The sequence below is a fragment of the Anaerolinea thermophila genome, assembly GCF_020723905.1.
In the GTDB taxonomy this organism is placed as follows: Bacteria; Chloroflexota; Anaerolineae; order Anaerolineales; family Anaerolineaceae; genus Anaerolinea; species Anaerolinea thermophila_A.
In genome coordinates this window covers 1-24,697 of sequence record NZ_DYHZ01000007.1, presented here as the reverse complement: position 1 = coordinate 24,697, position 24,697 = coordinate 1, and the positions used below count along the sequence as shown (strand labels likewise).

General features: G+C 56.5%; 26 protein-coding genes. All 26 read right to left on the bottom strand.

The window, feature by feature from the left end:
• The 26 genes from LHF31_RS11170 to LHF31_RS11045 all read right to left on the bottom strand — a co-directional run bounded on the left by LHF31_RS11170 (position 1) and on the right by LHF31_RS11045 (position 24,528).
• Positions 1–873, bottom strand: a complete 873-nt coding sequence (locus tag LHF31_RS11170; protein WP_298008238.1) for an N-acetylneuraminate synthase family protein — start codon at positions 871–873, stop codon at positions 1–3.
• 19 nt (positions 874–892) lie between these two features.
• Positions 893–2,128 (bottom strand): acylneuraminate cytidylyltransferase, encoded by a 1,236-nt coding sequence (locus tag LHF31_RS11165; protein WP_298008240.1) that lies wholly within the window; start codon positions 2,126–2,128, stop codon positions 893–895.
• The gene (locus LHF31_RS11160) at positions 2,122–2,946 is read right to left on the bottom strand and encodes an SDR family oxidoreductase (RefSeq protein WP_298008241.1); all 825 of its coding nucleotides are present in this window, start codon (positions 2,944–2,946) and stop codon (positions 2,122–2,124) included. The genes LHF31_RS11165 and LHF31_RS11160 overlap by 7 nt, the downstream gene beginning before the upstream one ends.
• A 10-nt stretch (positions 2,947–2,956) precedes the next feature.
• Positions 2,957–3,691 (bottom strand): hypothetical protein, encoded by a 735-nt coding sequence (locus tag LHF31_RS11155; protein ID WP_298008243.1) that lies wholly within the window; start codon positions 3,689–3,691, stop codon positions 2,957–2,959.
• A gap of 14 nt (positions 3,692–3,705) precedes the next feature.
• On the bottom strand, positions 3,706–4,440 hold the full coding sequence (locus LHF31_RS11150) for a hypothetical protein (protein WP_303774227.1): 735 nt from the start codon (positions 4,438–4,440) through the stop codon (positions 3,706–3,708).
• Between the two features lie 27 nt (positions 4,441–4,467).
• Positions 4,468–5,439 carry a Gfo/Idh/MocA family protein gene (locus tag LHF31_RS11145; RefSeq protein WP_298009375.1) on the bottom strand — a complete coding sequence of 324 codons (972 nt, stop codon included), beginning with the start codon at positions 5,437–5,439 and terminating at the stop codon, positions 4,468–4,470.
• Entirely contained in the window at positions 5,436–6,881 is a 1,446-nt protein-coding gene (locus LHF31_RS11140; RefSeq protein ID WP_303774226.1) for a hypothetical protein, read from the bottom strand. The genes LHF31_RS11145 and LHF31_RS11140 overlap by 4 nt, the downstream gene beginning before the upstream one ends.
• Positions 6,871–7,827, bottom strand: coding sequence for a glycosyltransferase family A protein (locus tag LHF31_RS11135; RefSeq protein WP_298009368.1), 957 nt, complete (start codon positions 7,825–7,827; stop codon positions 6,871–6,873). Before LHF31_RS11135 ends, LHF31_RS11140 begins: the two co-directional genes overlap by 11 nt.
• Before the next feature lie 3 nt (positions 7,828–7,830).
• Positions 7,831–8,739 carry a hypothetical protein gene (locus LHF31_RS11130; RefSeq protein ID WP_298009365.1) on the bottom strand — a complete coding sequence of 303 codons (909 nt, stop codon included), beginning with the start codon at positions 8,737–8,739 and terminating at the stop codon, positions 7,831–7,833.
• 7 nt (positions 8,740–8,746) lie between these two features.
• Positions 8,747–9,508: a glycosyltransferase family protein gene (locus LHF31_RS11125; RefSeq protein ID WP_298009362.1), complete on the bottom strand. Its 762-nt coding sequence runs from the start codon at positions 9,506–9,508 to the stop codon at positions 8,747–8,749.
• Positions 9,505–10,647 (bottom strand): glycosyltransferase family 4 protein, encoded by a 1,143-nt coding sequence (locus LHF31_RS11120; RefSeq protein WP_298009359.1) that lies wholly within the window; start codon positions 10,645–10,647, stop codon positions 9,505–9,507. The genes LHF31_RS11125 and LHF31_RS11120 overlap by 4 nt, the downstream gene beginning before the upstream one ends.
• A complete protein-coding gene (locus LHF31_RS11115) occupies positions 10,648–11,715 on the bottom strand; it encodes an N-acetylneuraminate synthase family protein (RefSeq protein WP_298009356.1) in 1,068 nt (355 codons plus the stop codon).
• Positions 11,716–11,750: 35 nt separating this feature from the next.
• Entirely contained in the window at positions 11,751–12,686 is a 936-nt protein-coding gene (locus tag LHF31_RS11110) for an SDR family oxidoreductase (RefSeq protein WP_298009353.1), read from the bottom strand.
• 6 nt (positions 12,687–12,692) lie between these two features.
• A complete protein-coding gene (pseB, locus tag LHF31_RS11105; protein ID WP_298009349.1) occupies positions 12,693–13,700 on the bottom strand; it encodes a UDP-N-acetylglucosamine 4,6-dehydratase (inverting) in 1,008 nt (335 codons plus the stop codon).
• Positions 13,701–13,704: 4 nt separating this feature from the next.
• Positions 13,705–14,568 carry a class I SAM-dependent methyltransferase gene (locus tag LHF31_RS11100; RefSeq protein WP_298009346.1) on the bottom strand — a complete coding sequence of 288 codons (864 nt, stop codon included), beginning with the start codon at positions 14,566–14,568 and terminating at the stop codon, positions 13,705–13,707.
• The gene (locus LHF31_RS11095) at positions 14,565–16,181 is read right to left on the bottom strand and encodes a hypothetical protein (protein WP_298009344.1); all 1,617 of its coding nucleotides are present in this window, start codon (positions 16,179–16,181) and stop codon (positions 14,565–14,567) included. Before LHF31_RS11095 ends, LHF31_RS11100 begins: the two co-directional genes overlap by 4 nt.
• On the bottom strand, positions 16,178–17,434 hold the full coding sequence (locus LHF31_RS11090; RefSeq protein WP_298009341.1) for an ABC transporter ATP-binding protein: 1,257 nt from the start codon (positions 17,432–17,434) through the stop codon (positions 16,178–16,180). Before LHF31_RS11090 ends, LHF31_RS11095 begins: the two co-directional genes overlap by 4 nt.
• Before the next feature lies 1 nt (position 17,435).
• Positions 17,436–18,293 (bottom strand): ABC transporter permease, encoded by an 858-nt coding sequence (locus tag LHF31_RS11085; protein WP_298009338.1) that lies wholly within the window; start codon positions 18,291–18,293, stop codon positions 17,436–17,438.
• Between the two features lie 36 nt (positions 18,294–18,329).
• Entirely contained in the window at positions 18,330–19,292 is a 963-nt protein-coding gene (locus tag LHF31_RS11080; RefSeq protein WP_298009335.1) for a GDP-L-fucose synthase, read from the bottom strand.
• Positions 19,282–19,785 carry a winged helix-turn-helix transcriptional regulator gene (locus LHF31_RS11075; protein ID WP_303774225.1) on the bottom strand — a complete coding sequence of 168 codons (504 nt, stop codon included), beginning with the start codon at positions 19,783–19,785 and terminating at the stop codon, positions 19,282–19,284. Before LHF31_RS11075 ends, LHF31_RS11080 begins: the two co-directional genes overlap by 11 nt.
• 155 nt (positions 19,786–19,940) lie before the next feature.
• Positions 19,941–21,227, bottom strand: a complete 1,287-nt coding sequence (locus LHF31_RS11070) for a Glu/Leu/Phe/Val dehydrogenase (protein ID WP_298008027.1) — start codon at positions 21,225–21,227, stop codon at positions 19,941–19,943.
• Positions 21,228–21,463: 236 nt separating this feature from the next.
• Positions 21,464–22,768, bottom strand: a complete 1,305-nt coding sequence (locus tag LHF31_RS11065; RefSeq protein WP_298008025.1) for an LCP family protein — start codon at positions 22,766–22,768, stop codon at positions 21,464–21,466.
• On the bottom strand, positions 22,671–23,186 hold the full coding sequence (gene cas4, locus LHF31_RS11060; RefSeq protein WP_298008023.1) for a CRISPR-associated protein Cas4: 516 nt from the start codon (positions 23,184–23,186) through the stop codon (positions 22,671–22,673). Before cas4 ends, LHF31_RS11065 begins: the two co-directional genes overlap by 98 nt.
• Positions 23,187–23,199: 13 nt before the next feature.
• Positions 23,200–23,445 carry a hypothetical protein gene (locus LHF31_RS11055; RefSeq protein ID WP_298008021.1) on the bottom strand — a complete coding sequence of 82 codons (246 nt, stop codon included), beginning with the start codon at positions 23,443–23,445 and terminating at the stop codon, positions 23,200–23,202.
• Positions 23,417–24,082, bottom strand: coding sequence for a haloacid dehalogenase (locus LHF31_RS11050; RefSeq protein ID WP_298008019.1), 666 nt, complete (start codon positions 24,080–24,082; stop codon positions 23,417–23,419). The genes LHF31_RS11055 and LHF31_RS11050 overlap by 29 nt, the downstream gene beginning before the upstream one ends.
• A gap of 23 nt (positions 24,083–24,105) precedes the next feature.
• Positions 24,106–24,528 carry a single-stranded DNA-binding protein gene (locus LHF31_RS11045; protein ID WP_298008017.1) on the bottom strand — a complete coding sequence of 141 codons (423 nt, stop codon included), beginning with the start codon at positions 24,526–24,528 and terminating at the stop codon, positions 24,106–24,108.
• Between the last annotated feature and the right edge of the window lie 169 nt (positions 24,529–24,697).

Genomic DNA, 24,697 nt, shown 5'->3' with positions numbered 1-24,697 from the left:
TTACTGGAAGCGGCGCAGTTTCTTCAACGAGGACAGTTCGCTCGGGTAAACCCGTTTGACGCCATCGCCCAGCGCCGCCTCGGTCACCCGGATGTATTTCACAAGGCGCTCAAAACCCTGTGGCTCAACCGAAGCCGCCTGATCCGACCCCCACATGGCGCGATCCAGTGTAATGTGACGCTCCACCAGGCAGGCGCCCAGCGCCACCGCCACCACCGAAGGAATCAAGCCCACTTCGTGTCCAGAATAACCAATCGGGCAGGGGAATTCGGCGCGCAGTTTTTCGATGACGCGCAGGTTTAACTCTTCCGGGTCACAGGGATAAGTGCTGGTGGCATGGGTGATGACCAGTTTATCCATGTCCAGCAGGCTCACCGCGGCACGAATCTGTTCCATGGTGGACATACCGGTTGAGAGGATCACCGGACGCCCAATGTCACGCAGTTTACGCAGTAAGCCATGGTCAGTCAGCGCCGCCGAAGGCACTTTGTACGCAATGGGATCGAACTGCTCCAGAAAGTCCACCGAAGGCTCATCCCATACCGAAGCAAACCAGTCAATGCCCACCTCTTTGCAGTACCGGTCAATTTCTCTGTACTCTTCCAGACCGAATTCCATCTTGCGGCGGTATTCAATGTAACTGATGTAGCCCCATGGCGTTTCGCGCATGATATCCCATTGATCGCGCGGCACACAGATCTCCGGGGTGCGCTTCTGGAATTTAACCGAATCCACTCCGGCGCGTTTGGCTTCCAGAATCATGCGCTTGGCAATGTCCAGGTCGCCATTGTGGTTGATGCCAATTTCAGCCGCGATGTAGGTAGGATGTCCATCTCCGATCATGCGGTTGCCGATTTTTACTTCTCGTGCCATTTTTCACTCCTCTTTGAATTTATACAAACTTTCCCATACGCTGAAGCAGGATATCACAGACTTCCCGCACCGCGCCGTGACCACCCCTGCGGGTCAGAATAATATCTGCCGCCCGCCGTGCCGCCGTTTGCGCATCTTCCACCACCAGCGCACAGGCAACCAGCGGGAAACAGGGAACATCATTGCTGTCGTTGCCAACGTAAATGGTATGCTCGGGAGATACCCCCATCTCCTGCAAAATTCCGGGCAATGCCGCGGCTTTGTCATTCACACCCTGATATACCGGAAGGTTCAACTTGCGACAGCGCGCCGCCACCACCGGATTGGTTTCGGTCGAAAGCACTACCACCTTCACCCCCTCCCGGCGCAGGTAGGCAAGCCCTAAACTATCCGAACGATTGGCAGCGACCATTTCACGCCCTTCTTCGTTTACCCAGACCCGGTTATCGGTCATCACGCCGTCAAAGTCCAGCACCACCAGATCCACCCGTTGAGGGAGTGGTCGGCGCCTGCGTCCGGGATAGACAATCTCCAGGTCACTGTACCACACCAGCCATTCCGAACGCGCCCAGTCCTTGGGGGTGTCAATATCCACCGTGTACGCCGGATCCACCATCACCGGCAGGATGATTTTTCCGCTCATTGAGCCAGCATGGATGGCACGCGGGCGAATGGCATCTATGTGTCCGGTTTGCCAGTACACCGGCGGAAGAATCTGACGCGGCGCATTGTAAGGCTCATCTACCCCCGGCACATCCAGCAGATTTTTCATCACTCCGGTTTGCGGGTCAATACGCCACATCTTATGCGGATTCTGCCCCGCCGGAACCACCCCGCGCACCGAATCGGCTTCGGGGTGCTCCAGCAAGATGCGCACGGCTTCATCCACCAGCGCAGGCGGGCGAACCGGTGATGTAGGACGTAATTGCACTACCACCTCAGGGCGGTACCCTTCGCGTTCTTCCAGCCAGCGCAAAGCATGCTGAAAAACTGGTAAATCCAGCGTCTGATCCTGTGCCAGTTCTGCAGGGCGCAGGAAGGGCACCTCCGCACCGTACTGTCGCGCTACCGCGGCAATCTCTTCGTCGTCGGTGGAGACAATCACACGGGTGACGCTCTCTGCCTGCACGCCTGCGGCAATGGAATACGCAATCAGAGGGTGTCCGGCGAACAATTTGATATTCTTACGGGGGATGCCTTTAGAACCACCCCGCGCCGGGATAATCGCCAGGACTTCGGGCTTTGCGCTTACCATACTGTCCACCCCCCATCCACGATGACGTTACCGCCGGTCATGTAAGAAGAAGCATCGGAGGCAAGGAAGAGCAAAGCGCCGTTCATCTCATCGCGCTGTGCCATGCGCCCCATGATGGTGCGATAGGAGTAATTGCGCACAAAAGTCTCATCGTGATGATTGTACACGCCGCCAGGAGTCAGACAGTTTGCCCGAATCTGCGTACCAGCGTAATAAGCAGCAATGTACCTGGTCAACCCCAACACGCCGGCTTTGGTGGCGGTATAAAAAGCGGGTTTGAACTGTTTAGGATGACCGGGCTTTTCGTAGATGCGCTGATCGGGGGGCACCAGACCGTATGTCGAGCAAATATTAATAATCGAACCGCGCCCACCCTGCGCCACCATCTGGCGCGCTGCCGCCTGACAGCACAGGAAAACCCCCGTCAGGTTGACATCAAGGGCTTGCTTCCACATCTCCAGTGGATAATCCTCAAAGGCATTGGTATGCCTGCCCGCCTGCGAAGCGTCAAATTTGGGATCCATGGCGGCAGAATTGACGATGATATCCAGCGATCCAAATTCCTCAACGCAGGCTTCCACCATCGCCTGCACCGACTCGGGCTGGGTGACATCCACAGCAGCGTGCAAAGCCGTCAAGCCTTCGGCGCGAAGGCTTTCTGCCGTCTGATACGCCGCTTCCGCGTTCAGGTCTGCCACCAGCACTGCAGCGCCTGCCTGTCCAAGCGTGCGGCAGAATTCCACACCCAGCAAGCCTGCGCCGCCGGTCACAATGGCAGCGCGTCCTTTTAGACTGAACTTTTCAAAGATATCGCTCATGCTTCCTCTTTTACGGAATCTGGTACTTCTTTTTCATCGCCGCCCACTGTTCAGCATTACATGAAGGCGAGGGGAGCGGCATGTCGTCGGGGCAGGAATGCACCGAGAAATACGGACCGCAGGCATCCACACAGGTTGCTACAATGCAGGGCGTGCCATCCGGGGCAATCCGGCATTCTGTTTCACAGGATACCTTCTTTCCCCGGTCAGGGCAATTGGTTTGAGCATATCCCACTGGAGTAGGAGGGGACATCAGCGCCGCTGGAATGATAAAACTCGTACGGTATATCTCTACACCGGATTCCGGATTCAGAAAAACCAGCGTCAACGGACGATCCAGCGCGGGCTGAGCCAGTCCCTGACAGAACAACCGATCGGGATATTTCGCATCCACCGAGCAGGTGTATTCGCGGTTGTCCAGCATCATTTTCAGCGGCACCTGCACACCCGGGAGAACCCATTGCATACTCCAGCCGCCCAGTTTGTTTTCCAGGACCAGGATTTTCAAATCTTCAAACTGTGCCACCGGCGTGGCAGTGGGAATCTGCGTAACGGTGGGGGTCAGGGTGGGTGTTTGCGTCATGGTAGGCGTCCATGTTGCCGTAGCCGAAGGGAGAACAGTTGCCGAAGGACGAAGCGTTGCCGCTGGTTCTGGCGACTGCGGAGAAGGCACTGCCACTGCCTGAGGCTGACAGGCTTGCAGGAAGAGCACAATCAAAACAAACATCACCCACAACTTCTTCATTGCCAACTACCTTTTTATGGGATGTTATAGCGGGATTTCATCTCCCGCCAGAGATTATCATCACACAGCGTCCACTGAGAAACATTCTCCGGACAGGTGTGAACCGAGTAGTAAGGGCCACAGGCATCGAAACAGGTGGCAACCACACAGGGATTGCCATCCGGTGCTATACGACACTCCATTTCACAGGTAACGTTCTTGCCGCGGTCCGGGCAATCATACTGACTGTATCCAGAAGGCACCGGCGTGGGCAAGGCACGCGAATCGAGAATGATTTTACCCTGATAAACCACTTTTCCCGTTTCGGGGTCCAGGAAAGCCAGAGTGAGCGATTGATCCAGCGGTGGCTTTGCCAGCCCGAAACAGAACAAACGCTCCGCATACTTCTCATCAAATGTACAGGTAAATTGAATTCCGCCCAGAATCAGGTTATATGGTACATGGAGAGAAGGCACCACCACAACCATCTGATATCCGCCAACCCCCAGACGCAATTCAATGACCTTCGCCTGCTCAAAGGACGGCGCCAGGGTAGGGGTCAGCGTCGGGGTCAGGGTCAACGTTGGCGTTGTGGTGGTGGTTGGGGTGAGCGTGAGAGTAGCGGTAGGGGGGACCGTCACCGTAGGTTGAGGGGTATCGGTGGGCAGAGGGGCAGGCGTGGCTGTCGGTGCAGGCGAAACACAGGCACTTAACCACAGCATTGCCAGCATCAGCAGTCCCATCCACCCACGAAGTCGTACATGTTTCATACCGAGTCTCTCCTTTTCGGCAGGCTATTATATTGCTTTCAGGGCTTCACGCGCCGCCAGCGCCAGTTGAAGTGCGCGCACGCCGTCTTCCAGCGTGCACACCGGCACCACCTCCCGGCGAGCAACTGCCAGGAAATGGCGCATTTCCTCCAGGAAGAGCCAGTTGCGCTCAAACCCTTCCGGCGCATGGAAGACCTGCCAGTCGCTCTCGCCCGCACGAAAGACCCGCAGGGTGGCATCTGAATTATCCCACTGCAATGTCCCCATCGTACCAATGATTTCCAGTGTGTGGCTGGGGGGTTGCTGCAGGTAATCCAGATGCAGAGTGCCCACCGCGCCGCTGTGGAATCTCAACCCGATTTCGGCACAATCCTCAACCTGTAATTCCAGATCGCCCAGAGTACCACCTCCCGCCCAGGCAATCACATACTCTCCCGCCAGCCAGCGCAGATAATCAAATGGATGGCACAGGGTGAGAATCACCCCGCCGCCCAGTTCAGGACGCGCAGCATAACTCTGGCGATAATCTTCCCATGGATGCCAGTTGGGCAGGTACTCTCCCCAGTGTGAACGCACCGAGACCACCCGTCCAATTGCCCCATCCGCCAGTAACTGCGCCGCCTTCTGTAACGTGGGATGAAATCGGAACTGAAAGCCCACCAGCAACTGCCCCCCACCGCTTTCCAGCGCCTGCCGCAGGGCAGGAATCTCTTCGGTGGAGTCCGCAATGGGCTTTTCCATGAGAATGGAGCACCCCTGCTCCGCGGCGGGAATGGCAACCTGCAAATGCAGTGCCGTGGGATTGGCAACAATCACAGCATCCGGGCGGTGCGCCAGCGCTGCATGGATGTCGGTTTCGACAGGCAACCCGGCAATTTCATCATCAGGCAGGGTACTGCGGTGCGACCGCAAAAGCAGAATATCCTCTACACCCAGCGCGCGCAGATTGCGCAGGTGGCGTCTGCCAATTGAACCAAAGCCGGCAATCAGGACTTTCATGCCTCACCTCTTTCCAACAACCTGCAAAGAAACTCCCCCGTGCGCCGTCCAGCCGAACCATCGGTAAAGGTACATTCATCTTGAATAAACTGACGGCGCTGGGCAGAATCGGTTTCGGGCGCACGCAGATACAGATTAAGGATTTCTTTCAACTGCCCGGCGTTGTATGCCACCCTGCCCGCCCCCGCAGCACGGAAACGCAGGTGAGTGGGCCATTCCCCAATTTCCTGCAAAGAAAGCGAAAATTTGCCCGGCGTGTTCCATCCGCCCGGCTCGTCAATACACACACTGACAATGGGTCGGTCGTGAATGGCGGTTTCCACCACCATGGTGGAATACACCGTCAGAAAGACATCCGAATACGCCATCATGGAGGCTTTTTCGGGCATATCCTCGCCGGAATAATACCCCAGTTCTCCGCCCAGCGGCACCGGCTCCACCAGATGCACATGGGGCATGTCGCGTATCAGTTCTCGAACGCGGTTGGCTTCCTGCTCGTACAACGACCCCGGCTGGAAATGATTGGGGTGCAGGCGGATGAGTAACTGCACCGGTTCTGCCAGGGCATCCTGATTCACCAGTTCAGCCAGCGCACGGATATTGGCAAAGTTGGGTGAGAAGGTGACAAACGAACAGGCATAAGAAAGCAGTTTCCGGTTCGGATCCAGCCCATGCAGGCGGAAGTATTCCTCACGGGACATTTTCCACGTGCCACGGAAATAACCATCATAAGAAGGAATGCCACCCACATGAACCCGTTCGGGCTTCCAATCCGAACCCAGCACCAGTTCCTGCTTTTGAATCTCGCTCCAGCAGGTGATCCAATCCACCGGTGCACCTGGCAACCGGTAACTGGACGGGTTGTCCCAGCCGACAATCACTGCCGCGGTAAGAATACCGCGCGCGGCGGCTTCGCGGAGCAGGTAACGATCCCAGCGCCAGCCCGGGGTACTGGCAACCACCAGCGACGGCTGATACTTCTCAAATAAATCGGCATAGATATTGGGCGTGTAGCGGCGCTGAAAGTTGACCAGAGCCTGCCGGGCAAGCCGGGAACGGCGCAGAAGGTAAGTCAAGCCGCGGATGACAGGCATGAGACGTTTGGCGCGTGGCGATGCCTCATGTCCCATCTGGCGCAGATGCCCGTCCATGGCGTTGGTGTTAATGCGATTGGAACCACCCATCCAGCGCAGGAAATGCACCCAGTACTGCAGAGAGTGATCCTTTTTCTCAAAATACTCGCGGCACTGACGGAAGCGCAACCCCTCGATTATCAGATTGGGCTGGGCAAACCTGGCGGCAATCTGATCGCGGATACCGTCATCGGTCAGGACGACTACACGAGCGCCGCTTTCCAGCAACGTGGGCAGGACATCCGTTTGCAGAAAATAGACAATCGAAAGCCCGTGATCGGCAGAGATGAAAATCGTTTTATCGGTCATAATACCAGCGGAAAATGGAATCGTAGAGTGAGAGCAACCCTTTTTTAACTGGTGGGAATTCCAGCAGAGCGGAAACTTTCCTGCGAACCGGCTGGGATACCGGTGCAGAACCCGCCCGTTGAACACCGCGCAGGGTATTGCTCATGTTCATTGCCAGCGGTTCGGGAGTCATCAGGCGCAGGAAGCCAGCCGCATTCATGCGCTCATCCAGTTGTTTGACCTGTCCCATGGGACGATCCATGCTGAAGGGCAGGAAGTTCTGTAAAGTAGTCTTCCACGCCGTGAACTGCCAGTGTGAAGCGCCCGCAAATGCAGGTACGCCGTGGTAGGTCAGGCGCACATCCCGGGTGCTTTCATAGCGCCGGCGGATTTCTTCTTCACTCTGCCCCAGACTCAGGTCAAATTCCAGAAAAACTTCCCATGGAATGAGTTGTCCCTCTTCCACCTGAACTTCAGGCGTGCGTTGAGCCCATTCCAGTGTGGCAGTCATGTATTCTTCACGGGTGCGGAAAGGACGCGCTGTAACCATCCCTACGCGGGGATAGGTTTCCAGTAATTCAACCGACCGTTTGAGCCATCCTGGCAAGAAGAGCACATCGCTATCGGCGTATGCAATGATTTCCCCCGGCGCGCCAGCGAGAATGATGTTCCACGCGCCACCCTTGCCCAGATTTTTCTCGGAGAGGAACAGATACTGAATGCGTCCTGCCTGATGCTCGTCCAGCAAATACTGTCGCACTTCTTCGCAGGAAGCATTGTCGAACACCATTAAGTCAAAGGGCAGTCCCGGATCGTTGCGAGCACTCTCCAGGCATACCTTGAGCACATCCAGCGCTTCGGCGTAAAACCCACTCAGAAAGGGAATGTAGTTCAAGACCGCCACGGTAATACGCTCCGGGCGTGCTACCTCTTTGACAAATTTGGCAGGATTCTGTCCAATACGCATGCTTTATAGTCTCCCTTCACGATACTCGCGGTAGGCTTTTTTCGGGTGGAGCAAGAAGTACATCCCTACCGCCAGTGGGTACGAATGCCATTTTACCAGCGGGAAAACCTCCACCTCACGCCAGAAGCGTTGCCAGGTCAACGGCGGACGTACCAGTTTCCCATTTACCAGCCGATGGCTGACATCAGGGAGTTCAAAAATGGCTCGTCTGCCACCGGCAAGACGCACGTTCTCCAGCGTCTCCGGGTGTTTATAGTGGGGCTGTCCGCCGGGAAGGTGGCGGTAATCGTGATTCTGATGAACAATGAACAGGTCATGAGTGGCATCTACCACCGGAAAGCCCTGAGCGCGCCCGGAGTAGATCATCCAGTTGTCCCAGCCTGCCCGTCCAATGGCAAACGCGGGCATATCCGTAAAGCATCCGCGCGGGAAGAGAAAGTAATCCGAACCGGTGGCTTTGTGCAACTTGCCTTCCTGCTGAACACGCTGACGCAGGCGCCCCGCCCAACCTGAAGAAAAATCCAGCGGTTCGCGCACATCCAGATCCCAGCGTTGCCCTACCACTAAAAAGCGCGCATATCGTTCCAGCATGGTCTGCCCGACCGTGAGCAGGTCAGGGGTGAGCAGAATATCGGCATTCACGCAACACAACAGAGGACTGGTGGAATGTTCCCGCGCCAGTGCAAACATGGACGAGACCAGCGGCGTGCCGGCAGGGGTACGTTGCACCTGCGGAAGATGCCTGACGCCATACAGCGCCGCCGCTTCCGCCAGACCTTCTTCCTCGCCGAGCAGAATGACCTCTACCTGCTCACCCAGCGCCAGCCAGGAACGGATGGCATTGTGCTGAATCAGCGCAATGTGTGGGTCGGTAAAGGGTTTGGGAGCAGTGAAAATGGTAATCAGACTCATCGGACACTCATTTCATGCGGGCATCGTGTTCCAGACCAGACTTATGGCGCACACCTGCATTGATCTGCATTAATTCAGGTTCGGCTTCCAGCAAAGCCAGCACATCCTGCCAGCGCACATCCATGCGATGATCCAGCCGGCGGACAACCTCGCGCAGGAACTGGTAATCTTCAGGGGTATCCAGCGTCCAGCGGTGATGGCTTAAGTCCCGCTCCCAGTCGGCAATATGGACGCGGAAGCGCCCTGGCTCATCATACAGGTAAGGCATGACGTGTTCGCGCTCGAATTTCCGGGTGGCTTCACGCCATGCCCGTTCCAGTGCGGTCATCCTGCACACTTCAGTATCCAGCCCCACGGGCGTGGTGCGCTTCCACGGAGGCGGCAGGCGATTGGCAGCAAAATCGGCGCCGGTGGCAAAAAAGGCATCCACCACCCGATCCACTTCGGCAGGGTCAATCAGCGGACAATCGGCGGTCACGCGCACCACCACATCTGCATTTGCCCAACGCGCCGCCTGCACAAAACGATCCAGCACATCGAATTCACTGCCGCGGAAGACCTCCCAGCCACGTTGATGGCACAGTTCTACCACAGGTTCATCTGATTCATTGGTCGTGGTGGCTACCACCACCCGCTGTGCGGAGCGGGCTTGCTTACAGCGTTCCACACACCACATCAGCGCGGGTTGTCCGCCCAAATCCAGCAGGACTTTACCGGGCAGCCGGCTGGATGTCATACGGGCTTGAATGATGATGACTGTGTTGCTCATGCGGTTTGCTTTTCCTCCACCATTTTTCCCACCCGCCGAAGTGCCATGCAATAGGCATCCAGCAGTTTCGGGAAGTTTTTCCGCCAGTCGGCGCGTTCTTCGGCAAGGTGGCGGGCGCGGAGGCGCATTTCTGCTAACGTTTGCGGCTCACGCACTGCCCGCAAAATGCCCTGTGCCAGCGTGTATGCATCGTCAACGGGGAAGAGCCAGCCCACCTCACCCGGCACAACCCACTCGCGATTGCCGGGGATGTCCGAAACCAGCACGGGCAATCCACTTGCCAGCGCTTCCATCAACGAGACCGAAGAGCCATCGGAGTGAGAAGCGCTGACGTACAAATCTGCCGCCTGATAAAAGCGTGGTAAATCCTCCTGATTGACCTGTCCGCCCAGATACACCACATCATGAAGTTGTTTCTGATGCAGGCGCTGTTGAATGCGCCCCGCCAGCGAACCCTGCCCCAGCAAAATCAGACGCAGACGCGGTTCTTCCTGGATGGCTTGCGCAAAGGCTTCCACCACCGTCTCCACCCCGTAGATTGGCTCCCATGAACGCAGGGACAGCACCACAAAGGCATCCTGCCAGCCCAGCCGCTCGCGCAGGGCAGAGGGCGTTTCGGCAGGCTTGAAGCGATTCAGATCCACACCCCAGGGGAAGAGCACCACATTCTCAGGAGAAAAGCCAAACTCCACAGCGGCATCACGGACAGCAAGACAATCGCCCACCAGCACATCGCTGGCGCGCAGGGTAAAACGGGTCACCTGTTTCATCCACCCGCTGGAGTAAGCATCTCTGAGCAAATCCGAACCCCAGGACATGGTCACCAGCGGGTGTACCCCTGCCAGCGCCGACAGAAAGGCACAGGTTTGCACCGGACCTGCGTGAACCACATCCGGCTTTAACGCGCGGAGCATACGACGCAATTCCAGCACCCGCGCCGGCGCATCCCGCCAGCGGAAACGTCCCGTCCCACTCCGCCAGTGGAGACGCTCCACCTGCGGGGGAAGCGGGCGGTCTTCCAGCACTTTGCCATCATTTTCCAGCGGCAGGTAAAACACCTCCTGTCCGCTTTCAGCCAGTGCTGAAAGAAAGCGGTGATCATGGGGGGTGTAGGCGCGGGTGAAGTACAATACGCGCATTTACTCTCCCAGATCGGTCCAGCGCAGTTCCTGCCCGGCAACTTTATCCACAATCAGCCGTTTGCCCAGCACGCGCGGAATGTCATAGGGTATGATGGCATCACGGGGCGCCGGACGCAGAACGTCCAGATCCTCACGGGTGATGACCGTTCCGGCAGGCAGATCCCGCGCCGCGCGCAGGCACCGCCGTTGCAATACCACCGTTTCCTGCTCGTTTTCGGCAACGAATTTGTCCGCCGAGCCCAGTGCCCGTTCCAACTGACGGGTGTTCTCCACCATTTGCGCCCAGGTATCGGGGTTCATGGCAAACTTATGGTCGGGACCTTCGCGGTTGTTGTCATCGGTAAAGTGTTTTTCAATGACCCGTGCACCCAGCGCCACCGCACCCAGCACGGCAGCATGTCCGGGGGTGTGATCGGACAGTCCCAGCACCACGTCCGGGAACATCAACCCGTAGGTTTTGAGCACGTTCAGATGCACATGGTTGAAGTTCTCCAGACTGGCTGTGTAATTGGTATTGCACTGCATCAACACCAGTTGCGGGTTAATCGAGAGAATCAGACGCACTGCCGCGGCAACTTCGCCAATGTCAGACGCGCCGGTCGCGAGGATGACGGGCAATCCCTTGCGGGCGATGTGTTCCAGCGCTTCATGCCAGGTGATTTCTCCAGAACCGATTTTGATGGCAGGCATGTAAGGCACAAGGAAATCGGTGGCTTCAAAGTCATAGGGCGAAGAGAAATAGTCAATACCCACTTCATCGCATACGGCTTTCAGTTCATACGTCCATTCAAAGGGGATAGACGCATCCTGATAGACCTCGAAGACACTCTTTCGCCACGTGGCTTGATGTGACTTCTGCCCGCCCAGAGACTTGAAACCGTAATCCGAAACAATTTTTGGGGCACGGAAATTCTGAAACTTTGCGGCATCCGCTCCGGCTTCTTTTGCCAGGCGAATCAACTGCTTTGCCCGTTCCAGACTCCCATCGTGATTAGCGGCGATATCGGCGATGAAATAGGTGGGGTGCTTCAAACCAACCAGACGATTGCCAATTTGAATATCCATGTGAAACTCTCCTTTCCAGCCTGCAAACCTAGACCTTACTCCACAGCAACCATCGTCCGCAATCGTTGAGGGTAGCCCTCCTGATACAGACGATAGAACGCTTCCAGTTCCTCTTCCTGCCCGGGCATGGGATGCCCTAACGCCGCCTCAATTTTATCTACACGCATCGTCAGATTGGGAGAGCGGCGCGCTGAAAGACCGGCTTCCTGTACAGACACGGGACGAATCAGCCCGGCATCCAGTCCAAAGCGTCTCGCCAGCGCCACCCCAAAGGCATATTTGCTCTGGCATTCTCTGCTGAAGACGTGGTACAGTCCTTCCAACCCTTTCTCCAGCATTTCCAGCAAAATATGTGCAAGGTGCCGGTTAACCAGCGGGCAGAAATACACATCGGTAAAGCCCATCATGCCCCTGCCCGCCGATAGGGTATAGAAAAATTTTTCCGCCAGACTGCGCTGACCCAGTAAACTCCACCCATAGAAATTCACCCGTGCCACAATCGCCTGCGGATTGGCTTGCAGAACCGCCTGCTCTCCCAGCCATTTATCGCGGGCGTAAACACTTTGCGGGTTGGGCTGGTCTTCTTCGCTGTAACCGCCGCGTTCGCCGTCGAACACGGCATCGGTGGAAATATGTGCCAGGCGCGCTCCCACCTTTCGGCAGGCTTCTGCCACCTCTCCGGGCAGATGGGCATTCAGGCGTGTCGAAAGGTCCGGATTTTTCTCGCAGGCGTCCAGATCTGCCAGCGCAGCACAATGCACCACCCATTGCGGGCAAATATCCTCAATGATCTTCGCCGCAGAACCAGGCTGTGTGAAATCTACCTGGATTTGAGGAAACGGCGCGCCTGCCAGACGGCGGCTGTTCACCACCCCGGTGACCTCGAAATCAGCCACTGCATCGAGGCACAGGTTGATGCCCAGCAAACCGCTCGCTCCCGTCACCAGCAGACGTATACGCCGTTCTCCCATTCGTTTCTACTCCAGCGTGCCTTTACGGTGGGCTTCTTCAATGGGGCGAATCATCTCGCGAATCTGTTCGATGGTCAGCCACTCGGAATTGTTATTGCTGGCATAACGGAAGCCGTCGGGCAGAGGTTTGCCCTTATCATGCCAGTCCAGCCCAAACCAGATGGCTTCGGCAGGCATGACCACGAACATATCCTCCAGTTCCACCGTATGGCGGGCTTCATCTTCAGAAACCAGCACCTCGTGCAGTTTTTCACCGGGTCGAATCCCGATGATTTCAATGTCATTCTCCGGCGCCACTGCCCGCGCCAGATCCATAATGGACATGCTGGGAATCTTGGGAACAAAGACTTCGCCACCGCGCATTTGTTCAATACTGCGAATGACAAAGCGCACCCCCTGCTCCAGCGTCAGCCAGAAACGGGTCATGCGTTCATCGGTGACGGTGACTTTGCCGTTCTCGCGCTGTTTGAGGAAAACCGGCACCACACTCCCCCGGCTTCCAACCACGTTGCCGTAACGTACACATGAGAGGCGGGTCACCTTACCACCCGCATAGGCGTTCGACTGGATGATGAGTTTCTCCGCCGCCAGTTTGGTTGCGCCATACAGGTTGACCGGATTGACGGCTTTATCGGTGCTGAGCGCCAGCACTTTCTCCACACCGGTATCCAGAGCGGCGTCTACTACATTGCTGCTACCGAGGATGTTGGTCTTGATGGCTTCCATGGGGTTGTACTCGCAGGCGGGCACCTGTTTGAGTGCAGCGGCATGCACCACAATGTTCACCCCTTCAAAAGCGCGCCGCAGACGGTCTTTGTCGCGTACATCGCCGAGGAAGTAACGCAAGGAAGGGTGATCGAACCCCGCCTGTCGCATCTCATGCTGTTTCAGTTCATCCCGACTGTAAATAATCAACTTGGCGGGATGATACTCATTCAACATGATTTCAACGAATTTCTTGCCAAAGGAACCGGTACCACCGGTAATCAGGACAACTTTTTGACTCCAGTCCATGCGCTTAACTCCTGCGTTCTTTCGAAATCACGATCATCGGATACTGTCCGTTTTCCCCATACCAGCGCGGATTCCGCTCTTCCAGCCAGTACAGCCATTTGAGCCACCATTTTCCCGCCGTGATGGGGTGTATCAAAGCCCGTAACCAGCGCACACTGACACTGCGCCAGACATAAATTTCGTAAGGAATTTTGCCCTCCAGATGTTCCCGGAGCCAGGCGGCATCCAGTTTGCGCACGAACGTCCCGGTTGGACGGGAGGGAGTGGCTCCGGGTTTCTTTTCTGCGGACACAGCCCGTCCGCGCAGACGCGCCAGCCATGTCCCCAGACGCTCCGCCAGTGTGACCAGCGGCGCCCAGCGTCTCATCAGTGGCGAGTCTGTCCATCCGTTGACCACCACACCCTTCTTCCCGCTCTTCAACACGCGGAACAGTTCCTGATACGCACCGGGCTGTTCCTCCAGCGGCAAATGATGCAGGGTGTGCAGAGAAACCACGCCATCAAAGGCTTCCGGGGCAAAGGGGAGATGCGCTACATCTGCCACCACGCACAGCGCATGGTTGCCCAGACGGCGGCGGGCTTCCTGCAGGGCAACGATGGACAAATCGGCGCAGACACGGTACTGGTAGCCCTGCGAGTAGGTGAGATATTCAGGATATTGTACCGGACCTGAACCGGCATCCAGCAGATAACGCCCTTCAGGCGCGAGGTGACGATTGACACGCAGATGACAGCGGTGAATATACTCCGCCGAAACCGGACGCAAATCCTCGTAGCGGGCGTTCTGATACAGCCCATCGGCTTCCTTCTGCCAGCCAATTTCATCGTAGAATGATCGCACCTGTTGACGAACCGGTTCTCCGCTCATGCATTCTCCTGAAGGATGCGTTCCCAGTTGATTTCATCACCCACCAGATAGCGGAAGGTATCGCCGTACTGCGCCAGTCCTTCATCGCTCAACACGCTTTGAAGCGGGCGGGCTTTGTAATCTTCCCATGCGCGCACCAGATGCCACGGGAAAGGACGGGGGTAATCGAAGAAGAAGCGGTAAGCGTACTCCCAGGCGCTTTCCACCTGCTGGCGGCTGAGACGGAACGCGGAGGGTTTGCTTAAAATTTGTCCCAGCAGTTTGTAGTAACTCACCCACGAATCGGGATCGAAGGTAAAACCTCTGCCGCGGTAGTGTGTTTGCCCGCTGACAATGACCGGCAAGCCACACATCGCCATTTCCATGCCTACGGTGGTGGTATAAACCAGCCCTACATCCGCCACCTCGACCAGATCGTAGGTATTGATCTTTTCTTTCGGTCCAATCAGGCGGATGTGTTCCGGCAGGCGCGGTAGAACGCGCTTGACCACGTCCATCATGGACTGCCCATGGGTAAGCACCTCGCCGGGGTGAATACGAATGACCAGTTGCACATCGGGACGTCCGGCAAAGTACTGCACCGTGCGCTCGATCCATTCCGCCATGCTCTGGGAAAAGACCTGACGTCCCAGGGTAAGACTATCGCCCAGCACATTCGTTGCCAGAAGCGCCAGAGGTCGTTCGTCCAGATGCAATTGCTGGCGGATGGTATTGCCGCCCTGTGCCGGTGTGCCCTGCCACTGACGGGCAAAGTTTTCCCACAACGCCCCACGCTGACGCGCCATGAACAGCGCCCGCATCCGCTCCAGTTGCTCCGGGGTCAGCGAAGCGCCCTGATGGGCTGCCCAGAGCGCATCGGTTTCCTGCCGCATGACCTCGGCATTTTGCGCCAGCCAGATCCGCTGACGCTGATCGCCAAATTCATACGTGACCACAGGAATGTTCAGGATACGGGCAATCCGGTAGGCTACGCCCAGTTCCTGAATGGTCCCGTTCGGAACGATGATGACATCCGGACGGTTGGCTTTGAGGTAAGGGTACAGCGTGCGGGCGGCTTCGGTATTGCGCTCCAGGCGCAGTTTGTAAATGTCGCTCTCCAGATCAACCTCTTCCACCTGCAGGGTGTACTGAGCATCGTAATTGGATACCAGACGTACTGCATCCATGACTTCATCGGGCAGGCGTACCACCGTCGGGCGGGTGTTCAGGAAAGAAACCGGATGGAGCCAGGGCTCTGCACCGCTTAACACCTTACGGGCATAGGCATTTTGCCGACGCAAATCGAACAGGTTAATGGGTTCCTGCCACTCCGCATAAGGCAAAAAGCCGAGAGTCACCCGATGCCCCTGCGCCGCCAGCGCCATTCCTAACAAAGCCGTGTGTTCAATCCAGTAATGGAGGGTGGCAAAAATAAAGACGTTCTTGCTGGTTCCCACTACCCGATGCATGGCTTCCGCCTGACGCACCATCTCGGGCAGTTCAGTTTGCAGGTGCTTCAGGCTAAAGCGCGTGCGAATAGGCTTGCCATTCTGACGCAAGAGCCAGTACAGTTCGGCAGTGAATGGAATCTGCCCCAAAAAGTGTTTGATGACTTGCTTGCCTGCCGCTTTCATGCTTTCACCTCAATTTTCCAGTCCAGACGCGGACGCAATGGACCCAACCGTGCTTCCGTCCACTGCGTGCCGGGAGCGCCGGTAGCATCCACCATAAAACTTAATGCCTGATCATCCTGAAAATAGCGGCGCACCCGGAAGGAACTGGCATTGATTCCCACGGCGTAACGCCCTTCATTCAACCAGTCTGCCGGGACAGTACACCGGCTGACATACACCCCGGGCTGCCGCACCGGGTAACGCTCAAAGCGCTGGGGATCATCGGTATCGAAAGAGGTGAAGATGTACTCCCCGCGCATACTCATCAGGTAAATGCCCACCCGCAAGCCGGTGATAGGCGCATCCAGAGCGTACTCCACTTCAATATGGAAGGGCTCAGTAGATCGCACTGTATCGGTCACCCTGCCTTCTGCGCTGAGTACACGCACAGCACGAGGGCGGAAAGGCGCCGCCTCGGGCGGGATTTCATCGGCATCCCAGGTGCGTTGCCCTTCCTGCGAATACCCCTGCGAGAGGTAGTAATCCACGGCTTCGGCAGTAGGCGCACGCAACTTCAAACGACCTTTTTCGATCACCAGCGCTTCCTGTGTCAGGCGCAGAATGGCGCTCATGTTGTGGCTGACGAAAAGCACCGTGCGCCCTTCCTGAGCCACATCGCTCATCTTTCCCAGGCATTTGCGCTGAAACTCGGCATCACCCACCGCCAGCACTTCATCCACCACCAGAATCTCCGGTTCGAGATGTGCAGCCACAGCAAACGCCAGACGCAGATACATCCCGCTGGAGTAGCGCTTTACGGGGGTATCAATGAAAGCGCCGACTTCGGCGAACTCCACAATCTCATCAAACTTGCGCTCGATTTCGCGCCGTTTCATGCCCAGGATGGCGCCGTTCAGGTAAATATTCTCCCGCCCGGTCAGTTCAGGATGAAAGCCGGTACCTACTTCCAGCAAAGAGCCAACCCGCCCGCGGATTTCTCCAAAACCCTCGGTGGGCTGGGTGACCCGCGAGAGGATTTTGAGCAGGGTGCTCTTGCCCGCGCCATTGCGCCCGATGATTCCAAGCACCTGTCCCTGACGCACTTCAAAGGACACATCCTTCAATGCCCAGATACGCCCGGAAACAGCCGAGCGCGCAGAACGATCGAACACACCGGTAATCGCGTCGCGCAGTGTCTGGTAACGCTGACTGTTCAGTGTTCCAATGCGGTATTGTTTTCCCAATCGCTCAACTCGAATTGCCCAATCGCTCATCTTACACCATATCCGCAAAGGTGCGCTCCATGGCGCGGAAGTAATACAACCCGGAAATCAGCAAAACGGCTACCACTGCAACCGAAACCCACAGGAACCCCGCCGGCGGGGTGGCATCCAGCAATGCCCAACGATACCCCTGAATGACCCCCGCCATGGGATTGAGCGCATACACCCAGCGCCAGATACCCGACTGCGGAATCACATCAATGGAATAGGCTACCGGAGAGGCATACATCCATGCCTGAATGAGGAACGGGATCATATGCTGAACATCCCGGTACTGCACATTCAGCGCTGAAAGCCACAACCCGATTGCCAGCGCCGCCAGCACCGCCAGCAAGGTCAACGGAATGAGCCAGAGCAGGCGGGGAGTCACCGGCACCTGATACGCCACCATCAGCCCGCCCAACACCAGCATGGCAAAGAAAAAATCTACCAGCGCCGCACCCACCGCTGAAAGGGGAATGATCAGCCGCGGGAAATAAATTTTGGTCAGCAGGTTGGCGTTCTGTACCAGACTGATGCTGGAACGCTGCAGGGCTTGCTGGAACAACTGCATGGGCAACAACGCTGCAAAGGAAAAGATGGGATAGAGTTGCTCAGGAATGCCGGCATCGGGCTTCAGCCCGGCAAGGCGTCCAAAGATGACCGTAAACAGCACCATGTGAAAGACCGGCTGAAGAATTGCCCACCCCACTCCCAGCAGGGCTTGCTTGTAACGCACACGGATATCCCGCCAGGTAAGGAAATAAATCAACTCACGATATTCCCACAGAGCAGCAAGATCCAGCGGCATCCAGCCACTGGCGGGACGCAGGTAGGTGATGGGATAGGATGGATTCTTGACGGTCGTCATGTTCGCTCCACCGGCAAATTACCGGTACGGTTCTTCTTAAGCAATCTTGTGGCGGTTCTGGCGGTACCAGTCAATGGTCTGCTTCAGCCCTTCCTCAAAGTTTGTGCGGGCGCGGAAGCCAAAATAGCGTTCCGCGCGGGTGGTATCGAGTGCACGGCGCGGTTGACCGTTGGGCTTGGTGGTGTCCCAGACAATGTTTCCCGAGTAGCCTGTCAGGCGGGCAATCAATTCTGCCAGATCGCGGATGCGAATCTCGTAGCCAGAACCCAGATTGACCGGATCGGCGCCATCGTAGGCTTCGGTTGCCCGAACGATGCCTTCAGCGGCATCCTCCACATAGAGGAACTCACGGGTGGGGGAACCATCGCCCCACAGCACCACCTCATTCTTCCCGGCTTCTTGGGCTTCGATGAACTTACGAATCATCGCCGGAATGACGTGAGAGGATTGCAGGTCAAAATTATCTCCCGGACCATACAGGTTTACTGGCAGAAGGAAGATGGCATTGAAGCCATATTGCTGGCGGTATGCCTGCGCCATCACCAGCAACATTTTCTTGGCAAGCCCATAAGGAGCATTGGTCTCTTCCGGGTAACCATTCCACAGGTCATCTTCCTTGAAAGGCACAGGCGTGAATTTTGGATAAGCGCACACAGTGCCAATTGCAACGAACTTGCTCACGCCCTGCTTCCAGGCTTCGTGCATCAACTGCACGCCCATCATCAGGTTATCGTAGAAGAACTCGGCGGGATGTTCCCGGTTTGCGCCAATGCCGCCCACATGGGCAGCAAGGTGAATGATGACATCCGGGCGGGAGTCATCCAACACACGGCGGACATCCTCTGGTTTGACCAGATCGTACTCCGGATAATGGGGAACAAAGATGTTTTCCTGAGAGACACCCCGCTCGCGCAGTTTTTTCTGCACGAACTGTCCCAGAAAACCTGCCCCACCGGTGACGCACACCCGCTTGCCCTGCCAGAACGAATCAACTTGCATGGTTTTCCTCCTCATTGCGGTCAAATCCATCGCCCGTCAGCACAATTTTCAGCCCCTGTATGGTGAGCGCAGGCGCAAGCTCGTCTTCTACAACCTGCACACCGCGTTCCAGACAGGTCAGCCGGCACACCTCAGCCACATCCCCTTCTCCCAGCACACGGACTGCCCGAACGCCACGTTCCTCCACCTGCGCAAGGACTTCCATGGTGCGTTGACGCACCAGACGGTACAGGCGGAAAGAAGTCTGGATGTAATCCATCGTCAGGCGGGCACGCAGGGCAATCCCTTCCGGCGTAATGATATAACGCAATTTGCGCCGCTCGGCGCGGCGCACTTTGACATACCCCTTTTCGATCAACCGTTTGAGATGCCAGTTAATCGTCCCGACCGCAACGCCCAGTTGAGCCGCCAGTGTGGCCTGTGTGGCATCAGGGTTTTGTTCAATGTGTTCAAGAATGATGAGATCGCGCTCGGCTTCTGGCTGAAGGGTCATAGGAAAATCCAAAATTCAGTGGTTGAATTATAACCCCCAACCGTGAGGCGGTCAAGGCGCAACCATCCGATTCACTTTAAGATCTCCTTAAGAGAATCGGAAAATAGAAAACGCCTGCCGGATGGGCAGGCGCTTTGACCTTTCAGCCTGAAGATTTAGACCCAGCCGCGCAATTGCATGGCTTTGACAACCTTGTCAATTGCTACCATATAAGCGGCATCGCGCATGAAGACGCCCTGTTTTTTCGCCATCTCCACCACACCGTGGAAGGCTGTGGTGATCTTGGTATCCAGACGGGTAAGCACCTCTTCCTTCGTCCAGTAGTAGTTCATATCATTCTGGACGCTCTCAAAGTATGAAACCGTCACGCCGCCAGCATTGCAGAGGAAATCGGGAATGACAAAAATGTTGCGGGCTTTGAAGACCTCATCCGCTTCCGGAGTGGTGGGTCCATTGGCGCCCTCTGCCACAATTTTGACGCGATCATGCACGCCCTTGACCGTCTCGGCATTGATTGTGCCGGAGAGCGCTGCGGGGATGAGCACATCGGCTTCTTTGGTGATCCAGGCATCGCCATCTTCAATCTGATACCCCGCGGCAACGGCTTTGTTCTTGTCAACGGTGCCATATTGATCAGTAATGGACATCAGGAAGTGAGGATCAATGCCGCCCGGCTTCGAGACGGTGTAAGCGCAGCGGTCTTCGCGGTCCCAGTACGAAACACAGGCAACTTTACCGCCAAGCATTTCCACGAAGCCAATAGCGGCATATTGCGCCACATTGCCAAAGCCCTGAATGGCTGCAATCGTGCCCTGCGGTTCAATACCCAGCATCTTCATGGCTTCGCGCACGGTGTAGATGACACCGTAACCGGTGGCTTCGGTGCGTCCTGCCGAACCGCCGCCTCCCAGCGGCTTGCCGGTGATCACACCCGGGGTGTACTGCCCCGCCAGTTTGGAGTACTCATCCATCATCCAGCCCATCATTTGCGGGGTGGTGCCCACATCGGGAGCAGGGACATCAGTGCGGGGACCAAGGTTGCGCCACATGATATCTACATACCCACGGCACAGACGTTCCTTCTCAGCGGTCGAGAGGGTTGCCGGGTCAATCACCACGCCGCCTTTTCCGCCGCCCAGCGGCAGATCAGCGACGGCACACTTCCACGTCATCCAGAAGGCAAGCGCACGCACGGTATCAATAGTCTCAGCAGGGTGAAAACGAATGCCGCCCTTATTGGGACCGCGGGCATCATTGTGCTGAACGCGGAACCCCTGGAAGGTGCGGATGGTGCCGTCATCCATGCGCACGGGAATGCGGAAATGAAACTCGCGCATGGGCCAGCGCAGGAATTCAGCCACCTGTGGGTCGAGGTGCATCAGACTCGCAACATGATCGAACTGACGCTGAGCCATTTCAAATTCATTGATCATTCCTGACATGCGGACACTCCTCTACAAATGAGAATAGGGATTAGATGGGATTCGGCGGGCAAAAAAATAAGCGGGCACCACGGACTGTGCCCGCTTGTTTTGCCAGTTTATGTGGGGTTGATTGCTCACAGGCTTCTCCATCCCGCCACGATTTACAAGTATAAGATAACAAATTTTCCACCGGGAAACAAGCGAAGAAAATCCATCTCCGGTATGATGAGCCTCCCGCTCTGGGGGGAAATTCGTCAGGGCGCTAAAGTGGGAGTATTCGTGGGCGTAATCACCACCGGCGTCGGTGTGCGGGTTGCCGTGGGGAGAGGCGTAGACGTGCTGGGTGGAATGGGCGTATCGGTAGGCAATGGCGTCGGGGTAGGAGAGATGGTCAGTTCAAACTCCAGCGTGGCAATCCGTTCTGAAAATGCCTCCGGGCGGCTGACAAATGCCACAGCCTGCTCCAGCACCCGCCTTACGGCTTCTTCATCGGGCAGGAAAACGGTGGTACGGGGATTATCCAGAATCTCCCACACACGGGCTGCATTCTCCCCGATTTGAAAATATCCCAGCCGACGGGTATCGCTCAAGCGCAATGCCAGAGCACCGCGACTGACTACGTCTTCACGGCTCAGGCTGGTTTCCAGCCGTGGAGCCATGACCTCAAAAATGCCCGGCAAACGCACCAGATTTCCCCCCTGCGCCAGACGGAGCAGGATTTGTTCCAGCAGCGCCTGCTGACGCAACCCCCGAGCCGTTTCCTTTTCCTGCTGTCGCAATCGGGCATAACATAACGCCAGTTCGCCATTCATGAACACCTGCCCCGGATAAATGCGATCTCCACACACGCCCGGAACGGCTTCCAGGACAGGCACTTCGATGCCCCCCAGTTCGTCCACGAGGAAGGCAAAGTCATCCATGCGCATCACCGCCCATTCGTCCACCGTGACGCCCAAATTGTACGCCAGCGTTTCCCGAAGCAGACGCATTCCACCCAGTGGGTACGCCGCCGAAAGGCGCTGCATCGAGTACCCGGGCAGATAGACGAACAAATCGGGAGCAAGAGAGATCAGGGCAACTTTGGCAAAGCGGGGATGAAGAAAAATCAGTTGGAGTGCATCTGTTCGTCCCACAAAGGGCTGAGTGCGATCCATCCCTGCCAGCAGATAGACGATAACCTCATCGGGCAATTCTAGAGATTCTACGGGTGGAGGGACAGGTGTCACAGACGTAAAACGTGGTGTGGGAAACGCGGTGGTTCGCGGCGGCAGAGGAGTAAGCGAAGGCGTAGAAGTTGGGTTCAGAGGAAATTCCCTCGTGGGGGTCAAGACACTGGCAGTCCTGCCCACCGATGGTTCTGCACCGGCAGTGCAGGCACTCAACGCTATCAGGCAAAGCAAGCCAATCCACACGGCTCGCCATAAACGTTTCATGGGGTTAAGCATACCATCAAAATCGGGCTTACAGGCGCTGATCGCACACGGAACGAAAGCCACACCGCGCACACCGTGCCGGTTCATCGTGCGAGCGGTGAACGGCAGTTCGACGTTGATCGGCATGCATTTCTTCAACCACGGCAAGCAGGGCTTCCTCCAGCGCGGGGGTGTAGTCCACAGCAAAAGTGCGGTTGCGGTAATGAATCAATCCATAGGGGGGACGCTTGCCAGAAGTACGCGCAAGAAGCAGACAGTAAGCGGCTAATTGAAAGATATGACTGTCATACGGCTCGGCAGGCGCCCAACCGCTTTTGACTTCTACCGGCACCAGCGCTCCCCCCACTTTAACGACATAATCGGGCTTGCCGGTCAATCCGGTTTCCGGGTCGTAGAGCGGCTTTTCCAGCGGACGCCATCCGGCAGTATCGGTGGAGACAATCCTGCCCAACGGCAACCCTGCAGACTGCAAACGCTGGCGAGACCAGAACAGCAAGAACGCCGCCAGCAGCAAAAGCAGAAGCCCAAGCCCCATCCACTGCATGAAAATGATCCTTTCAGGGAAGCAGGTACAGGGTCAACCCCACCACGAGAAAAACCAGCGCGCCGCTTAAGAAAATCCAGCCTGCCAGCCGTATCAAACTGGCAAGCCAGACTTCTTTTCCGTGTCGAAGGTGATATGCCGTGCCCTCGCCGAGGGCTTCGCGATTTTCCGGTTCAACCCCCTGTAAGCGATACCACCACGCCCGGCGACAGTACAGATAAGCACCGATTTCAGAGGCGCGAATCGTCCTGCGAGTCATGCGGTGAGACTTCCAGGCGTTGAATGGCTTCGCGAATCACCTGCTCCAGATGCTGTTCGCGCTGGCTTAAGGTAATGTCTCCTCGCGTCCGCTCCAGCAGACTGCGGGTGACATCGGTCTGACGACGCAATCCATTGGTGACTGCATCGGGATAATCCATGGTAACCAGGACATCATAGATATCATCCATGCAAGAGAGCAGGCGCTCGGCTTCCTGAGAATAGCCCTGGCGGAGGATATCCAGACAGCGGCGACGCAGTTCGCCCGCAGATTCTGCCAGACCATTGAGATAGGTTACCTCTTCTACGCCCAGTTCTTCGGGCGAAGGAAGGGGGTGATTTTGAATAATCGCACAGGTGATGCTGGCTTCTGCAAATTCCTTAATGGCGTCCTGAGTGTAACCGGCGTAATACAGTTCGGGGTAAGGCGCCAGGTCTTGCTGTAACTGACGCACCAGATGGCGCGCCTGATCCAGTTGCTCTCCAGCAATGTCCCATTCCTCGCGATGGGCAGCGCGAATAGCGTGAGCGGCATGGCGGGTTAAGGCGCGCGTCTGGTTCAATGCCTGATCGCGGGCGCGCGTGCGCGCTTCCAGCGCCTGATGAATGCGCTCGGCAATTTCAGGAAGAGTATTCATGGGCTTTTGAACGGCTCCTCCCCCTAGAACGGGATATCCTCTCCCATGTCACCCACATCGGGAATCGCCAAATCTCCTGTTCCTTCACCACCCGTTTCTCCTCGAGCGCTGAGGAAGCGCACAGTTGTCGCAGTAACCTCGTAAGAAGATCCTGCCGTCCCATCCTGGCGCGTCCAGACGCGCGGCGAGCCGTTTTTATCGGGGGTGAGACGCCCTTCTACCAGCACTTTACTGCCTTTGTGGAGGAACTGATTGCAGGTTTCGGCTAACTTCCCAAAAGCGGAAACCCGGAACCAGATGGTTTCCTCCACTTTATCGCCCTGTTGAGTGGTGTAGGAACGACTTGAAGCCAGAGAAAAACTGGTAACCGGTTGTCCGGAGGGGGTATAGCGCATTTCAGGTTCGCGCCCCACATTACCCACAATGATGATCGTATGGAACGTCATAGCACAAACACCTTTCTACCCAAAGGTTGAGAACTTCTGTCATTAATTATAGAGGAAATTATTGAAAACGTGTTCGATGATTCAGATGGAATTTACCGATCAGCGCGGGTTGAATTAAAAAGAAAAAGTCTTTTGGCGATGACCTACTCTCCCAGGGGGTCGCCCCCCA

Bases quoted from the DNA above. Each gene is read 5' to 3' on its own strand.
- LHF31_RS11100 (WP_298009346.1), bottom strand. From the start codon at position 14,568: ATGAGCGGAGAACCGGTTCGTCAACAGGTGCGATCATTCTACGATGAA.
- LHF31_RS11070 (WP_298008027.1), bottom strand. From the start codon at position 21,227: ATGTCAGGAATGATCAATGAATTTGAAATGGCTCAGCGTCAGTTCGAT.
- LHF31_RS11130 (WP_298009365.1), bottom strand. From the start codon at position 8,739: ATGAGTCTGATTACCATTTTCACTGCTCCCAAACCCTTTACCGACCCA.
- LHF31_RS11055 (WP_298008021.1), bottom strand. From the start codon at position 23,445: ATGACTCGCAGGACGATTCGCGCCTCTGAAATCGGTGCTTATCTGTAC.
- LHF31_RS11080 (WP_298009335.1), bottom strand. From the start codon at position 19,292: ATGCAAGTTGATTCGTTCTGGCAGGGCAAGCGGGTGTGCGTCACCGGT.
- LHF31_RS11090 (WP_298009341.1), bottom strand. From the start codon at position 17,434: ATGAGCGATTGGGCAATTCGAGTTGAGCGATTGGGAAAACAATACCGC.
- LHF31_RS11085 (WP_298009338.1), bottom strand. From the start codon at position 18,293: ATGACGACCGTCAAGAATCCATCCTATCCCATCACCTACCTGCGTCCC.
- cas4 (WP_298008023.1), bottom strand. From the start codon at position 23,186: ATGCAGTGGATGGGGCTTGGGCTTCTGCTTTTGCTGCTGGCGGCGTTC.
- LHF31_RS11050 (WP_298008019.1), bottom strand. From the start codon at position 24,082: ATGAATACTCTTCCTGAAATTGCCGAGCGCATTCATCAGGCGCTGGAA.
- LHF31_RS11150 (WP_303774227.1), bottom strand. From the start codon at position 4,440: ATGAAACATGTACGACTTCGTGGGTGGATGGGACTGCTGATGCTGGCA.
- LHF31_RS11135 (WP_298009368.1), bottom strand. From the start codon at position 7,827: ATGCGTATTGGACAGAATCCTGCCAAATTTGTCAAAGAGGTAGCACGC.
- LHF31_RS11160 (WP_298008241.1), bottom strand. From the start codon at position 2,946: ATGAGCGATATCTTTGAAAAGTTCAGTCTAAAAGGACGCGCTGCCATT.
- LHF31_RS11110 (WP_298009353.1), bottom strand. From the start codon at position 12,686: ATGGGAGAACGGCGTATACGTCTGCTGGTGACGGGAGCGAGCGGTTTG.
- LHF31_RS11140 (WP_303774226.1), bottom strand. From the start codon at position 6,881: ATGACCGATAAAACGATTTTCATCTCTGCCGATCACGGGCTTTCGATT.
- LHF31_RS11165 (WP_298008240.1), bottom strand. From the start codon at position 2,128: ATGGTAAGCGCAAAGCCCGAAGTCCTGGCGATTATCCCGGCGCGGGGT.
- LHF31_RS11145 (WP_298009375.1), bottom strand. From the start codon at position 5,439: ATGAAAGTCCTGATTGCCGGCTTTGGTTCAATTGGCAGACGCCACCTG.
- pseB (WP_298009349.1), bottom strand. From the start codon at position 13,700: ATGGACTGGAGTCAAAAAGTTGTCCTGATTACCGGTGGTACCGGTTCC.
- LHF31_RS11045 (WP_298008017.1), bottom strand. From the start codon at position 24,528: ATGACGTTCCATACGATCATCATTGTGGGTAATGTGGGGCGCGAACCT.
- LHF31_RS11170 (WP_298008238.1), bottom strand. From the start codon at position 873: ATGGCACGAGAAGTAAAAATCGGCAACCGCATGATCGGAGATGGACAT.
- LHF31_RS11120 (WP_298009359.1), bottom strand. From the start codon at position 10,647: ATGCGCGTATTGTACTTCACCCGCGCCTACACCCCCCATGATCACCGC.
- LHF31_RS11155 (WP_298008243.1), bottom strand. From the start codon at position 3,691: ATGAAGAAGTTGTGGGTGATGTTTGTTTTGATTGTGCTCTTCCTGCAA.
- LHF31_RS11115 (WP_298009356.1), bottom strand. From the start codon at position 11,715: ATGGATATTCAAATTGGCAATCGTCTGGTTGGTTTGAAGCACCCCACC.
- LHF31_RS11065 (WP_298008025.1), bottom strand. From the start codon at position 22,768: ATGCCGATCAACGTCGAACTGCCGTTCACCGCTCGCACGATGAACCGG.
- LHF31_RS11095 (WP_298009344.1), bottom strand. From the start codon at position 16,181: ATGAAAGCGGCAGGCAAGCAAGTCATCAAACACTTTTTGGGGCAGATT.
- LHF31_RS11075 (WP_303774225.1), bottom strand. From the start codon at position 19,785: ATGACCCTTCAGCCAGAAGCCGAGCGCGATCTCATCATTCTTGAACAC.
- LHF31_RS11125 (WP_298009362.1), bottom strand. From the start codon at position 9,508: ATGAGCAACACAGTCATCATCATTCAAGCCCGTATGACATCCAGCCGG.